The following is a 13,327-nucleotide window of genomic DNA, read 5'->3' on the forward strand; positions in this document are numbered from 1 at the left end:
GGCGCCTGTCGCCGAGCCTTCGTCATGGTACTCCGTGCCGGGGACGACTACCCTGAACTCATGACGGACATCTTCGACGTGATCGCAGACGGTACGAGGCGAGACATCCTCCAGCTCCTGCTGCGGCGCACGACCGAAGGAGAGGCGGGCACGAGCGTCAGCCAGATCGTCGCCGATCTGGGTATCAGCCAGCCCACCGTGTCCAAGCACCTGAAGGTGCTGCGCGACGCCGAGCTCGTCACCGTGCGCGAAGACGGCCAGCGCCGCTTCTACAGTCTCGCGGTCGAGCCGCTCGAGGCCGTGGACGACTGGCTGGTGCCGTTCCTGGTCGACGCTTTCGGCGACGGTGCTCCCGACATCGTCTACCCGGGCATCCCGCTCAACGAAAGCGCCACCCATGCGGCCGAGGTCGTCGGACGTGCGGCGGCATCCGCGAAGCACGTCGTCGCCAACGCCCTCAAGCGGCTCGGAGCCTGACGGCCGAGTGGCCGGCCCCTCTCTCGCCGAAGGCTTGTAGCTATTTAGCGAAGCTGTTAAATTGAAGGCATGAACCTTCTCCTGCGCACTCTCCGTGGCCGGATGCGGCGCCGTCTGCTGCTGACCTATCGGGTCGATCCCGCGGTCGCGGGCGGGATCATCCCTGCCCCCTTTCGACCCCAACTCGTCGACGGGAGCGCCGTCGGGGGAGTGTGCCTGATCGCGCTGACGGAGTTGCGTCCCGGCTGGGTGCGTCCGCGCTGGGGCATCTCCACGGAGAACGCCGCGCACCGATTCGCGGTCGAGTGGGACGAGGGCGGGGCGACGCACACGGGCGTGTACGTCATCGAACGGCACTCCTCCGACATCGTGCCGGTCGTCGGGGGCGGCAGGTTCTTCCCGGGAATCCAGCGGCGCGCACGGTTCGTGATCGAGGAGACCGGTGCCAGATTCCGGGTCGGGATGGAGGCGTCCGACGCGAGCGTGTTCGCTGACGTCGAGGTGACCGACGGATGGGAGAGCACGCTCTTCCCGACGGTCGACGACGCCTCGCAGTTCTACCGTGCGGGCTCGATCGGCTGGTCGCCGCGGCGGGACGGCAGAGGAGCGGAGGCGGTGGAGCTGTCGACGACGCGGTGGGTCGCGGAGGCGGGGCGCGTGAACGAGGTCGGGTCGTCGTTCTTCGACGGGCTTCCGCGAGGGGCTGCGCAGATCGACAGTGCCCTCGTGATGCGCGACCTCCCCGTCAGCTGGCGCAGACCCGCAACGACTCGCCCCTGACGACAGGGGGGCTTGTCGTCAGGGGCGAGGTGCGGGTCCCCACACCCGGGGCGGACTCGGCGGTGCCGGCGCGAGCCCTGAGATCACGATCGCAGTGCGGGATGAGCGAATGCCGCAGAACGTCTATGTCTGTGCTGGGACGGCTGCCCGGCGGAGCGCGCTCGTCGGCGGTGTCGTCCCACTGATCACACGAGCCACAGAGGTTTACACGCGTCCCAGCTACCCCATAGAGTGTGCTCATCGAGAAAGGGGTACGTGGGATGCCCGAAGTTCCTGACGTCCGATTCCTCACGGTTGCTGAGGTCGCGGAGCTGATGCGCGTGTCCAAGATGACCGTGTATCGGCTCGTTCACGCGGGCGAGCTGCCGGCCGTCCGTTTCGGGCGCAGCTATCGCGTGCCCGAGTCTGCCGTAGCCGACGCGCTGCAGCGCCCGATCGCCGACGTCGGCTGACGTCGCCGGCTGTCTCGAACTCCGTCGCCCCGGGCGAAGGATGCGTGACAGCCCATGCCTTCGGGTTTGCTAGACTGACCCGAGGCATTTTCCGTGCCCGTACCCGGGTGTCCGATTTCGGCGACACCCAGCCACTGACTTAGTGAGGTTTCCGTGGGTTCTGTCATCAAGAAGCGCCGCAAGCGCATGGCGAAGAAGAAGCACCGCAAGCTGCTTCGTAAGACTCGCCACCAGCGTCGCAACAAGAAGTAAGCGACCAGACACGAGCGCCTGTCTTCGGACGGGCGCTTTGTGTCTCCGGCCGCATCTCCGTCCCGCCGAGAGGATGTCATGAAGTCGATCACCGTCACCGAGCTCGCCGAGCGCACCGGTATCCCGCTCATCGATGTGCGGGAGGTGGACGAGTTCGCCGCAGGCCACGTGCCCGGGGCCGTCAACATCCCGATGTCCGAGATCGGCAACCGGCTGGAAGAGCTCCCCGCGGAGGCGTTCGACGTCATCTGCCAGGCGGGTGGGCGGTCGGCGCGTGTGGTCGAGGCGCTGGAGTCGCGCGGCTACGACGCCACGAACGTCGAAGGCGGGACCGGCGAGTGGATCGCCCAGGGGCGCCAGGTCGAGGTGCCGTCGGCGTGACCACGCTGACCCTGATCGGCAAGCCCGACTGTCACCTCTGCGACGTCGCCTCCGACGTCATCGATGCCGTCGTCGCCGAGCTGCCCGATGCCGCGGCCGAGCAGATCGAGATCGTCGAGGCCTCCATCCAGGACGACCCCGCGCTGTACGAGCTGTGGTGGGAGAAGATCCCGGTCGTGCTCATCGACGGCGAGCTGCACGCGCATTGGCGGGTGGCGCCCGATCGGCTGCGCGAAGCGCTCGAGGACTCTCTTCGCGCAGACGCGCTGACCGGAACGAAGGAATCTCTGTGACCATCCGCCATGTCGTGACCTGGAAGCTCGCCGCCGAAGACGTCGCAGAGCGCGGTGCGCAGGCGGCTGAGGTCGCTCGCCGTCTGAACGCCCTCGACGGCGTCGTTCCGCAGCTCCTCTCCATCTCCGCGGGAGCGAACGTCGCCTACCCGGAAGCGAACTGGGACGTCACGCTCGTCGCGGACTTCGCGTCGATCGCGGCGATCGAGGAGTACCAGGTGCACCCCGCCCACGCCGAGGTGGCCGCGTACATCCGCACCGTGGTCGCGTCTCGCGTCGCCGTCGACTTCGAGGTCTGAGACCGCGTCGCGCCGGCCCCGGAATTCGGTTTCTTCGCGTGACCGGGGCGTACTTGCAACACAAACGTAATGCGCGTCTATGCCGATGTCATTGGTCACGCGACGAGCCGCATGTTTAGATGAACTCCTATCCGTCAGCGGGCCTTCGTGCCCTCGACTCACAGGAGCCGACATGCCTCGTCGCAACCTCATCGCCGGTCTCGCCCTCGTGGCGACGGCCACCCTCGCGCTCGCCGGCTGCGCCACCGGATCATCCGACGCGGGCAGCAGTGACGCTCCCGCCGCCGACGACAAGTACGGTCTCGTCGAGGCCGGAACGCTCACCGTGTGCTCAGATGTCCCCTACCCGCCGTTCGAGGTCGAGGACCCGTCCAGCGAGACCGGCTATTCCGGATTCGACATCGATCTGCTCAGCGCGATCGCCGAGAAGATCGACCTGAAGCTCTCCGTGCAGGACGTGGGTTTCGACGCCCTGCAGTCGGGCACCACGCTTGCTGCCGGCACGTGCGACATCGGTGCCTCCGCGATGACGATCACCGACGAGCGCAAGGCCAACCTCGACTTCTCCGACCCGTACGTCGACTCGCTGCAGTCGCTTCTCGTGCGTACCGACTCGGACATCAAGTCGATCGACGACCTCGACGGCAAGAACGTCGGTGTGCAGCAGGGCACGACCGGCGAGACCTACGCGGGCGAGAACGCTCCGGGCGCGCAGCTCGTGCAGTATCCCTCGGACGGTGAGCTGTGGCCGGCCATGCAGGCGGGTCAGATCGACGCGATCCTGCAGGACCAGCCCGTCAACTACGTGCACGAGCAGGATGACCCCGACTACAAGATCGTCGAGACGTACCCGACCGACGAGTCGTACGGCTTCGCCTTCGCCAAGGGAGAGAAGGACGAGCTGCGCGATGCCGTCAACAAGGCGCTCAAGGAGCTCCAGGACGACGGCGGCTACCAGAAGATCTACGACAAGTACCTCGCGGCCAAGTGACCGGCGGCGTCGGTAGAACGGGAGGACCTCGACGATGGCGTTGAGGCGTACCACCAAGAGCAAGCTGTATCGGTACTCGGTCTACGTCGTGCTGCTCGCGATCGCCGTCTGGGCGATCGTGAGCACCGACTGGGCGAAGATCGGGCCGCTGTTCTTCAATCCTGAGGTCGCGGCGAAGATGTTCCCCGGGATCATCACGACCGCCCTGGTCAACACGCTGTGGTTCACGGCCGTGGCCTTCGCCGGCGGCCTGCTGCTCGGCGTCGTGCTGGCGCTGATGAAGCTGTCGACCATCGCGCCGTTCCGGTGGATCGCGACGGTGTGGATCGAGTTGTTCCGCGGGCTTCCCGCGATCCTCACGATCTTCGGCATCGCCTTCATCCTGCCGATCGCACTGGGCGTCCCCGGCACGAAGCTCGGTGGGCCGGTGGTGCTCGGACTCATCGGTCTCATCCTCGTCGCTTCGGCGTACATGGCCGAGACGATCCGTGCCGGTATCCAGGCCGTTCCCAAGGGGCAGACCGAGGCCGCGCGCTCGCTCGGCATGTCGCCCATGAAGACGACGTTCTGGATCATCGTGCCGCAGGGGTTCCGGATCATCATCCCGCCCCTGACCAACGAGTTCGTGCTGCTGCTGAAGGACACATCGCTGCTGTTCGTGGCGGGTTCCTTCATCTGGTCGAAGGAGCTGACGAACTTCGCCCGTGATGCATCGACGCAGAACACCAACGCGACGCCGCTGATCATGGCGGCGATCCTGTACCTGATCGTGACGATCCCGCTCACGCGCTTCAGCGCGTGGCTCGAACGACGGATGGCGAAGCAGCGATGATCACCGATCTGATTGATGTCCACGCCCCCGCGATCGATGTGCAGGGGCTCGTGAAGTCGTTCGGCGACAACGAGGTGCTCAAGGGCATCGACCTCACCGTCACCAAGGGCGAGGTCGTGTGCGTGATCGGACCCTCGGGCTCGGGAAAGTCGACGCTGCTGCGGTCGGTGAACCTGCTCGAGGAGCCGACCGGCGGCAAGGTGCTGATCGAGGGGATCGACATCACCGACCCCGACGTCGACATCGACCGGGTGCGCACCCGCATCGGCATGGTGTTCCAGAGCTTCAACCTCTTCCCGCACCTCGATGTGATGGGGAACCTCACGATCGCGCAGCAGCGCGTGAAGAAGCGCTCGAAGGCTGAGGCGGCGAGGGTCGCGAAGGAGATGCTCGCCCGCGTCGGGCTGGCGGAGAAGGCCGATGCCTACCCCGGGCATCTGTCGGGAGGACAGCAGCAGCGTGTGGCGATCGCGCGTGCGCTGTGCATGAACCCCGACATGATGCTGTTCGACGAGCCGACATCGGCGCTCGACCCCGAACTGGTCGGCGAGGTGCTGCAGGTCATGCGCTCGCTCGCCGATGAGGGGATGACGATGCTCGTCGTCACGCACGAGATGGGCTTCGCGCGCGAGGTCGGGTCTCGCCTGATCTTCATGGACGGTGGACACATCGTCGAGGAAGGCGACCCGCGCGAGGTTCTCGGCAACCCGCAGCACCCGCGCACGAAGGACTTCCTTTCGCGCGTGCTCTGATCCGAGATCGACGAGACCCCCTGCCGCAGATATCTGCGACAGGGGGTCTCGTCGTGAAGCGTGGAAGGAGGTCAGTCGGCTTCGACGACCTCGGCGTCTGCGGCGTTCCGGCGGACGGAGTCGATCCCGTTCAGCGCGGCGGACTTCGACGAGTAGCCCTCGCTGATCGCGATGACCTCGCCGTTGCCGGCCTTCAGACGGAACCGGTACTCGCCGGACTTGTCGGTGTACAGCTCGAACTTGCCTGCCATGAGGCGTCCTTTCTCTCTCGGATGGAGGGAACCCCGCCCCTCGGGCCTCACGCTAGCGCTCGGCGAGGGTCCGGGGAAGAGCGGGGGTCAGCCGCGGGGATGAACCGCGACCGGCTCGGGAGCGATCGCGATGCGCACCCGATCACCGAACGCCGGGTGGGTTCCCGGGGCATGCTGCACGCGCACCAGCTCACCGGACTCGGTGCGCACGAGCGTGCGACGCATGCTCCCGAGGAAGGTGCTCTCCTCAACCAGGGCGTCGGCTGCGGCATCCTTCTCGGAAGCGAAGTAGACGTTCTCGGGTCGCAGGTACACATCGACCGGGCCGTCGGCCGGCGACTGCAGGGGAAGTCGCTGCCCCCACACCATGACGTGATCGCCCTCGGCGACCCCCGACACGACGCTGGACAGCCCGACGAAGGCGGCGACGCCGGCTGTGGAGGGCATCGTGTAGAGCTCCTCCGGCGATCCGATCTGCTCGATGCGGCCGGCGTTCATCACGGCGATCCGGTCGGAGACGGCCAGCGCCTCCTCCTGGTCGTGGGTGACGAAGACGGTCGTGATGCCGAGTCGCAGCTGGATGCGGCGGATCTCGTCGCGCAGCTGGACCCGCACCTTCGCGTCGAGCGCGGAGAGCGGCTCGTCGAGCAGCAGCACCTTGGGCTCGGTCACCAGCGCGCGTGCCAGCGCGACCCGCTGTTGCTGTCCGCCCGAGAGCTGGTGCGGGAACCGGTCGGCGAAGTCGGCGAGGCCGACCAGAGCGAGAGCATCGACGGCGCGGCGCGCTGCCTCGGCTTTGCCGATCCCGCGCCGGCGCAGGCCGAAAGCAGTGTTCTCAGCAACCCGCAGGTGCGGGAACAGCGAGTAGGACTGGAAGACCATCCCGATGTCGCGCTTGTTCGTGGGCACCCGCGAGACGTCGCCACCGCCCAGGAGCACCGCACCCTCGTCGGCGCCCTCGAGGCCTGCGAGCACCCGCAGCAGAGTCGTCTTGCCGCAGCCGGAGGGACCGAGAAGGGAGACGAACTCACCGGGAGCGATGTCGAGATCGACCCCGTGCAGCACCCGGTTGCCGGCGTAGCTCTTGACGATGCCCTGCAGCTCGACGCGAGTGCCTTCACCCGCCTGGGCGAGCAGCAGGTTGTCCTTGGTGCGCGGCAGCGCGTGGTCGACGGTCATGAGCGGGCCTTTCCGGTGCCGCGCGCGACGCGGCCGATCAGGAGGAGCAGGAGGAACACGAACACCATCGCGAGCAGGGTGAAGATGGCCGGCGCGTACGGATCCTGTTTGTTCACCACGACCATGGCGGTCTGGAACACCTGGCGGTTCAGGAGGGAGGCGATCGTGAACTCTCCGAGCACCACGGCGATGGAGATGAGAGATGCGGCGAGCAGCCCCTGGCGGAGGTTCGGGGCGAGCACTTTCAGCACGACCGTCGGCCAGCTCGCGCCGAGCGAACGTGCGGCCTCGGAGAGGGTGCGCAGGTCGGCGGCGTCGATCGATGCCTGGATCGACCGGAACGCGAACGGCAACACGGTGATCCCGTAGGCGAACGCGAGCGTCCAGGTGCCGGTGCCGAACGCACGGCCGATCTGCACGTAGATCGGGGCCAGCCCGACCACGAGCACGATCGCCGGGATCGAGATGGGCAGCAGCACCGCGAATTCGAAAGCGGGCTTGAGGTTCGGGAAGCGCAGGTTCACCAGGATCATCGTCGGCGCGAGCAGCAACAGCACGATCGCGACGGTGACGACGGCGAGCACCAGGGAGTTGCCCAACCCCGTCCAGATCGGCTTGAGCGTCGCCGCGGCCGCGGGGTCGAACAACGCGGTCCAGCGTGCGAACGACAGCCCGCCTTCGGGGTCGCGGAGGGTGAAGAGGAAAGTCGACACGAGGGGAACGGCGAAGAACGCACCGACCAGGATGCCGATGGCCCAGCGGGTCGCGAGAGAGGGGCCGAGTCGGTTCACGACTGCCACCTCGCTGCTCGTCGCTGCACGAAGGAGTAAAGCGCCATCACGATCCCGACGATCACGATCATGCCGAGCGCGAGAGCACCGGCGAGGTTCTCCCGTCCGAGCACGGTCTCACTCGTGAGGGCCGTGCGGATCTGCAGCGGCACGATCTGCGCACCCTGGCTGGCGAGGGCGGCGGCAGTGGCGTACGAGGAGAACGCGTTCGCGAACAGGAGCAGCAGGCTGGCGAGGAACGAGGGCGCGAGCACAGGGATGCCGATGCGCAGCCAGAAGCTCGCACGGGTGCCGCCGAGGGTGAGGTTCGCCTCGGCCCACTGCGGCTTGAGCGCGGCGAGGGCGGGCATGAAGGTGATGACCATCAGTGGTATCTGGAAGTAGAAGTAGGGGAGGACGAGGCCGGGCAGCTCGTAGAGCCACGTGCCGTTCTCGAAGATGTTGACGCCGAAGGACTCCTTCAGGAACACGGTGACGACGCCTTGGATGCCGATGGTCGCGATGAAGGCGAATGCGAGCATGACGCCGCCGAACTGCGCGAGCACACCCGCTGCGGCGTCCACTGCCGAGCGCGTTCGGCTCTCGGGGTCCATGCCGAGCAGGGCGTAGCAGACGAGGGCGCCGACGATCGCGCCGACGACGGCGGTGAGCAGCGAGAGTCCCGCCGAGTTCGCGAACGTGTTCAGCACGACGGGGTCGGCGAGGGCCGACAGGTTCGTCCAGGTGAAGGAGCCGTCCTTCGTGAAGAAGCCGGAACCGATCGACAGGATCGTCGGCACCGCCAGGAAGAGCACGACGTAGGCGGCGAAGGGGACGAGCCCGAGCCACGCGAAGGACGGAGCGGACCGCCGGGTCCTCGCGTGCGGCGAGGACCCGGCGGAGGTGGCGGGGGCGGATGCCGCAGCATCCGCCACCGTTGCGGAAAGGGTGGTCACTGGACCGCCGAAGCCCACTTCTCGCCGAGCAGCGTGCCGGCGTTCGTCGACTGCTCCTCGGTCGGGACCACGGTCTCCTCAGGAGCCTCGGGGAGTGCGGCGGCGAGGTCGGCGTCGATCGTGCCGGCGTCGGTCATGGCCTCCATGCGCACCGGACGGGCGCCGCCCTTCAGCCAGAGGTTCTGCACCTCGTCGCTGTAGAGGAACTCCTGCCACAGACGTGCGGCAGCAGGGTGCGGGGCGTCGGCGTTGATGGCCTGGTTGTAGTACCCGGCGTAACCGGTGCCGTCGAACACGACGACCTTCCAGTCCTTGTTGTCCGCCGTGTGCGAGGCGTTCAGGTAGTCCCAGTCGAACACGACGGGGGTCTCGCCGCTCGCGATGGTCGCGGTCGTCACGTCGACCTTGAGCAGGTTGCCGGCCTTCTGCAGCTCGGAGAAGAAGTCGATGCCCGGCTGGAAGTCGTCGAGGGTGCCGTCGGACTGCACGGTGGCGAGTCCCACAGCTGCGAACGCGGCTCCGGCCTGGGTCGGGTCGCCGTTGATCGCGACCGCGCCCTTGTAGTCGGCCGAGAGCAGGTCGGAGAGCTCGGCGGGAGCGTCGAACTTCGACGAGTCGTAGCCGATCGACATGTACCCGCCGTAGTCGCCGACGAAGAGACCGGTGGGCTCCTTCAGCTCCTCGGGGATGTCGTCCCAGGTCTGCACCTTGTAGGGAGCGAAGACATCCGTGTTCTGCAGGGCGACGGTGAGGCCGATGTCGAACACGTCGGGCGCGGTGTCCAGGCCCTCGTTCGTCTTCGCGGCCTGGATCTCCTCGGCGCTCGAGACGTCGGGGGAGGCTTCGTTGATGGTGATCTCGGGGTACTTCTCGGCGAACAGATCGAGGATCTCGCCGTAGTTCGCCCAGTCGCGGGGCAGCGCGATGACGTTGAGCGAGCCCTCGGCCTTGGCCGCGGCTTCGAGGTCGGCGAACGTGCCGAAGTCGGCGACCGAGGTCGCGGCGGAGGCGTCCACATCGGAGCCGCCGGCGGCGGGCGCGTCTGTCGCGCCTGCGCAGGAGGTCAGCGCCAGTACGGCCGTGGTGGCAAGGGCGATGCCGGCGCCGATGCGCGCGCGGCGGGTGAAGCGAGCCATAAGTGTCCTCTCGGTGTCCGGCGCTGTGAGCCGGTTTCGGGTTGCGAGAGGACACTATGAGGCGGAGGTTGCCGCCCGTCGCGGGTCTGGTGAACGGATGGTGGCGAGGCGGTGGCCGAACAGGGCCACGGCGTCTCAGCCCTGCGGGACGCTGTACTTGAAGCCGCGGTGCGAGCCGACATACCCCAGCCGCTCGTAGAAACGGTGCGCGTCGGTGCGGGAGGCGTCCGAGGTGAGCTGCACCACGCTCGCGCCGACCGCAGGGGCCGCTGCCTCCGACACCCAGCGCATCACGGCGGAGCCGATGCCCGACGAGCGCAGGCTGCTCTGTACGCGGACCGCCTCGACCAGCAGCCGTCGAGCGCCGCGACGTGCCATCCCGGGGATCGAGGTGAGCTGCAGCGTGCCGACGATCGCGCCGTCGAGCTCGACGACGAGCAGGTCGTTCGACGGTTCGGCCAGGATCTCGATGAGACCCTGTCGATAGGCCGGTCGGTCCTCCTCGGAGGCCACATCGCCGCGGGCCGCGCTGATCGGGTCGTCGGCGAGCAGGGCGATCACGGCATCCGTGTCATCGACCGTGGCACGCCGCAGGAGCGCCGTCCCGATGCGCGATTCGAAAGAGTGGGGCAGCGGGAGGGCGTCGAGCATGGCTCCAGTCTGCCAGCGCACGGAGCGGATGCCGGAGCGGCGTCCACTCTCTGGAATCATGGCGAGGTGGATATCGGCGCCGTGCTCGGTCTGGAGCAGCTCACGTGGGGGATGCTCCTGCTCGTCGTCGTCGCTGCGTTCTGCGCCGGCTGGATCGACGCCGTCGTCGGCGGGGGAGGACTGCTACAGCTGCCCGCGCTGCTGCTGATCCCCGGTATCTCGCCGGTGCAGGCCCTTGCGACGAACAAGCTCGCTTCGGTCTTCGGCACCGCGACCAGCAGCGCCACCTACTATCGGCGCGCGAAACCCGACATCCGCACCGCCGTGCCGATGGCGATCGTCGCACTGATCGGCTCGTTCGGGGGCGCGGCCGTCGCGACGGTGCTGCCGCCGGCCGCCTTCAAGCCGATCATCGTGATCGCCCTGCTCGTGGTGGCGTTGTTCACCGCGTTCCGGCCGCAGATGGGGGCGGCGACCCAGCTGCGGTTCCACGGGCACAAGCACCACATCATGGCGGGCGCGGCAGGACTCGGCATCGGCTTCTACGACGGGATGATCGGTCCGGGCACGGGCACCTTCCTCGTCATCACGCTCGTCGCACTGCTCGGCTACGACTTCCTGCAGGCCAGCGCCAAGGCCAAGATCGTCAACCTCGCCACGAACGCGGGCGCACTGATGCTGTTCATCCCGCACGGTGCCGTGCTGTGGCTGCTCGGCGGCATCCTCGCCGTCGCGAACGTCGCGGGCAGCTACCTGGGGTCGCGGATGGCGATCTCCCGCGGGACCACGTTCATCCGGGTCGTCTTCCTCGTGGTCGTGATCGTCCTGATCGGCAAGCTCGGCGTCGACGTCTGGAACGAGAACATCCTCCCCGCCTTCGCGTCACTCGGCTGAACGACCGAAAGCGCCCGGGTCGCACGAGTCCGAGGACTGCGTGCGACCCGGGCGTGAGTCCGCGTGGCGGTGGGCGTCAGGCCTCGTCGTCCTCGGGCTCGTAGTCGACGCCGGCCTCGGCGCGCTGCGCGTCGGTGATGGGCGCCGGAGCGGAGGTGAGCGGGTCGAAGCCGTTGCCCGACTTCGGGAAGGCGATGACCTCGCGGATCGACTCGGTCTTGGTCAGGTGCTGCAGCACGCGGTCCATGCCGAGCGCGATCCCGCCGTGGGGCGGGGCACCGAACTTGAACGCGTCGAGCAGGAAGCCGAACTGCTCGTCGGCCTGCTCGTCGCTGATGCCCATGACCTCGAACACGCGCTTCTGCACGTCTTCGCGGTGGATGCGGATCGAGCCGCCACCGAGCTCCGAGCCGTTGCACACGATGTCGTACGCGTAGGCGAGGGCCGATCCGGGGTCGGTGTCGAACGTGTCCTGGAACTCGGGCTTGGGGCCGGTGAAGGCGTGGTGCACGGCCGTCCAGGCGCCCGCGCCGACGGCGACGTCACCGGAGGCCACGGCGTCGGCTGCCGGCTCGAACATCGGAGCGTCGACGACCCAGGTGAAGGCGAATTCATCGGGGTTCAGGTAGCCGAGGCGGCGTCCGATCTCGACGCGCGCGGCACCGAGTAGCGCACGGCTCTCCTTGGTGGAACCGGCGGCGAAGAACACGCAGTCGCCGGTCTCGGCACCGACGAGCTCGGCGAGCCCGGCCTGCTCGGCCTCGGACAGGTTCTTCGCGGCAGGGCCGCCGAGCGTGCCGTCCTCGTTGAAAAGCACGTAGGCGAGGCCGCGGGCGCCGCGCTGCTTGGCCCAGTCCTGCCAGGCGTCGAGCTGCTTGCGGGGCTGCGAGGCGCCACCGGGCATGCGCACCGCGCCGACGTACTCCGCCTGGAAGACGCGGAACGGGGTGTCCTTGAAGTACTCGGTCGCCTCGACGAGCTCGAGTCCGAAGCGCAGGTCGGGCTTGTCGGAGCCGTACTTGGCCATGGCGTCGGCGTAGGTCATGCGCGGCAGGGGCGTGGCCACCTCGACACCGATCGTCGCCCACATCGCCACGATGAGCGACTCCATGAGCGTGATCACGTCTTCCTGGTCGACGAAGCTCATCTCGATGTCGAGCTGCGTGAACTCCGGCTGACGGTCGGCGCGGAAGTCCTCGTCGCGGTAGCAGCGGGCGATCTGGAAGTACTTCTCGACGCCACCGACCATCAGCAGCTGCTTGAACAGCTGCGGCGACTGCGGCAGGGCGTACCAGCTGCCGGGGCTCAGGCGAGCCGGCACCAGGAAGTCGCGCGCGCCTTCGGGCGTGGAGCGCGTGAGGGTGGGCGTCTCGACTTCGGTGAAGTCGTCGGCGTGCAGCACGTCGCGGATCGCCTTGTAGACGTTCGAGCGCAGGCGCAGAGCGGATGCGGGGGCCGGACGACGCAGGTCGAGGTAGCGGTACTTGAGACGGGCTTCCTCGCCCACGGTCTCGGTGTCGGCGAGCGCCGTGGAGACCTGGAAGGGGAGGGGAGCGGACTCGTTCAGCACCTCGACGTCGGTCGCGATGAGCTCGATCTCGCCGGTGGGGAGGTTCGGGTTCGCGTTGCCCTCGGGGCGCAGCGACACCTCGCCGGTCACCTTCAGCACGAATTCGTTGCGCAGCGGGTGCGCGATCTCCTCGTCGCGGATGACGACCTGAGCGATGCCGGAGGCGTCCCGCAGATCGATGAAAGCGACTCCTCCGTGGTCACGACGGCGATCGACCCAACCCGAGAGGGTGACGGTCTGACCGATGTGCTCGGCTCGCAGAGAGCCTGCCGAGTGGGTGCGAAGCACGGAGTATTCCTTCTGATCTGGGAAATGGGGAACCCGCCCATTCTACGGGGGCGGTCGGGAGGTCATCGGCCCCGTCGGCGGCGTCCGGGGCGGCATGTCAGTAGGATCGCCACGACACAGCTC

18 protein-coding genes are annotated in these 13,327 nt (G+C 67.8%); 11 read left to right on the forward strand and 7 right to left on the reverse strand.

The window, feature by feature from the left end; translation table 11 throughout:
- The first annotated feature begins 60 nt into the window (after positions 1–60).
- From ASC55_RS14840 to ASC55_RS14880, 10 genes are all read left to right on the forward strand, one after another.
- Positions 61–477, forward strand: coding sequence for an ArsR/SmtB family transcription factor (locus tag ASC55_RS14840; RefSeq protein ID WP_055871149.1), 417 nt, complete (start codon positions 61–63; stop codon positions 475–477).
- A 69-nt stretch (positions 478–546) separates the two neighbouring features.
- Positions 547–1,257, forward strand: coding sequence for a DUF2071 domain-containing protein (locus ASC55_RS14845; RefSeq protein ID WP_055870015.1), 711 nt, complete (start codon positions 547–549; stop codon positions 1,255–1,257).
- A 260-nt stretch (positions 1,258–1,517) separates the two neighbouring features.
- Positions 1,518–1,709 (forward strand): helix-turn-helix domain-containing protein, encoded by a 192-nt coding sequence (locus tag ASC55_RS14850; protein WP_017204627.1) that lies wholly within the window; start codon positions 1,518–1,520, stop codon positions 1,707–1,709.
- 153 nt (positions 1,710–1,862) lie between these two features.
- A complete protein-coding gene (locus tag ASC55_RS17420; RefSeq protein WP_003792170.1) occupies positions 1,863–1,961 on the forward strand; it encodes a 30S ribosomal protein bS22 in 99 nt (32 codons plus the stop codon).
- A gap of 78 nt (positions 1,962–2,039) precedes the next feature.
- Entirely contained in the window at positions 2,040–2,342 is a 303-nt protein-coding gene (locus tag ASC55_RS14855) for a rhodanese-like domain-containing protein (RefSeq protein ID WP_017828123.1), read from the forward strand.
- On the forward strand, positions 2,339–2,635 hold the full coding sequence (locus tag ASC55_RS14860; RefSeq protein WP_055870017.1) for a glutaredoxin family protein: 297 nt from the start codon (positions 2,339–2,341) through the stop codon (positions 2,633–2,635). The genes ASC55_RS14855 and ASC55_RS14860 overlap by 4 nt, the downstream gene beginning before the upstream one ends.
- Complete coding sequence (locus tag ASC55_RS14865) at positions 2,632–2,934, forward strand: Dabb family protein (RefSeq protein WP_055870019.1); 303 nt, start codon at positions 2,632–2,634, stop codon at positions 2,932–2,934. The genes ASC55_RS14860 and ASC55_RS14865 overlap by 4 nt, the downstream gene beginning before the upstream one ends.
- Before the next feature lie 172 nt (positions 2,935–3,106).
- Positions 3,107–3,925, forward strand: coding sequence for a basic amino acid ABC transporter substrate-binding protein (locus ASC55_RS14870; protein ID WP_017828126.1), 819 nt, complete (start codon positions 3,107–3,109; stop codon positions 3,923–3,925).
- Positions 3,926–3,959: 34 nt separating this feature from the next.
- Positions 3,960–4,757: an amino acid ABC transporter permease gene (locus ASC55_RS14875; protein WP_055870022.1), complete on the forward strand. Its 798-nt coding sequence runs from the start codon at positions 3,960–3,962 to the stop codon at positions 4,755–4,757.
- Positions 4,754–5,509, forward strand: coding sequence for an amino acid ABC transporter ATP-binding protein (locus ASC55_RS14880; protein ID WP_017828128.1), 756 nt, complete (start codon positions 4,754–4,756; stop codon positions 5,507–5,509). Before ASC55_RS14875 ends, ASC55_RS14880 begins: the two co-directional genes overlap by 4 nt.
- A 71-nt stretch (positions 5,510–5,580) precedes the next feature.
- Here the strand turns inward: ASC55_RS14880 and ASC55_RS14885 are convergent, their stop codons facing one another.
- From ASC55_RS14885 to ASC55_RS14910, 6 genes are all read right to left on the reverse strand, one after another.
- Positions 5,581–5,760 (reverse strand): YegP family protein, encoded by a 180-nt coding sequence (locus ASC55_RS14885; RefSeq protein ID WP_021198051.1) that lies wholly within the window; start codon positions 5,758–5,760, stop codon positions 5,581–5,583.
- An 87-nt stretch (positions 5,761–5,847) separates the two neighbouring features.
- A complete protein-coding gene (locus ASC55_RS14890; protein ID WP_055877102.1) occupies positions 5,848–6,939 on the reverse strand; it encodes an ABC transporter ATP-binding protein in 1,092 nt (363 codons plus the stop codon).
- The gene (locus tag ASC55_RS14895; RefSeq protein ID WP_055877902.1) at positions 6,936–7,730 is read right to left on the reverse strand and encodes an ABC transporter permease; all 795 of its coding nucleotides are present in this window, start codon (positions 7,728–7,730) and stop codon (positions 6,936–6,938) included. The genes ASC55_RS14890 and ASC55_RS14895 overlap by 4 nt, the downstream gene beginning before the upstream one ends.
- Positions 7,727–8,665, reverse strand: a complete 939-nt coding sequence (locus tag ASC55_RS14900) for an ABC transporter permease (protein ID WP_373695315.1) — start codon at positions 8,663–8,665, stop codon at positions 7,727–7,729. The genes ASC55_RS14895 and ASC55_RS14900 overlap by 4 nt, the downstream gene beginning before the upstream one ends.
- On the reverse strand, positions 8,662–9,801 hold the full coding sequence (locus ASC55_RS14905; RefSeq protein ID WP_055877113.1) for an ABC transporter substrate-binding protein: 1,140 nt from the start codon (positions 9,799–9,801) through the stop codon (positions 8,662–8,664). Before ASC55_RS14905 ends, ASC55_RS14900 begins: the two co-directional genes overlap by 4 nt.
- A 135-nt stretch (positions 9,802–9,936) precedes the next feature.
- The gene (locus ASC55_RS14910; RefSeq protein ID WP_055877116.1) at positions 9,937–10,452 is read right to left on the reverse strand and encodes a GNAT family N-acetyltransferase; all 516 of its coding nucleotides are present in this window, start codon (positions 10,450–10,452) and stop codon (positions 9,937–9,939) included.
- 111 nt (positions 10,453–10,563) lie between these two features.
- On the opposite strand from ASC55_RS14910, the gene ASC55_RS14915 reads away from it, so the two are divergent.
- Positions 10,564–11,346: a sulfite exporter TauE/SafE family protein gene (locus tag ASC55_RS14915; protein WP_055871151.1), complete on the forward strand. Its 783-nt coding sequence runs from the start codon at positions 10,564–10,566 to the stop codon at positions 11,344–11,346.
- Positions 11,347–11,422: 76 nt separating this feature from the next.
- Here ASC55_RS14915 and aspS read toward each other — a convergent pair whose 3' ends face one another.
- A complete protein-coding gene (aspS, locus tag ASC55_RS14920) occupies positions 11,423–13,204 on the reverse strand; it encodes an aspartate--tRNA ligase (protein ID WP_017828136.1) in 1,782 nt (593 codons plus the stop codon).
- Positions 13,205–13,327 lie beyond the last annotated feature (123 nt).

The sequence above is a fragment of the Microbacterium sp. Root322 genome, from assembly GCF_001425645.1.
GTDB classification, from domain to species: Bacteria; Actinomycetota; Actinomycetes; order Actinomycetales; family Microbacteriaceae; genus Microbacterium; species Microbacterium maritypicum.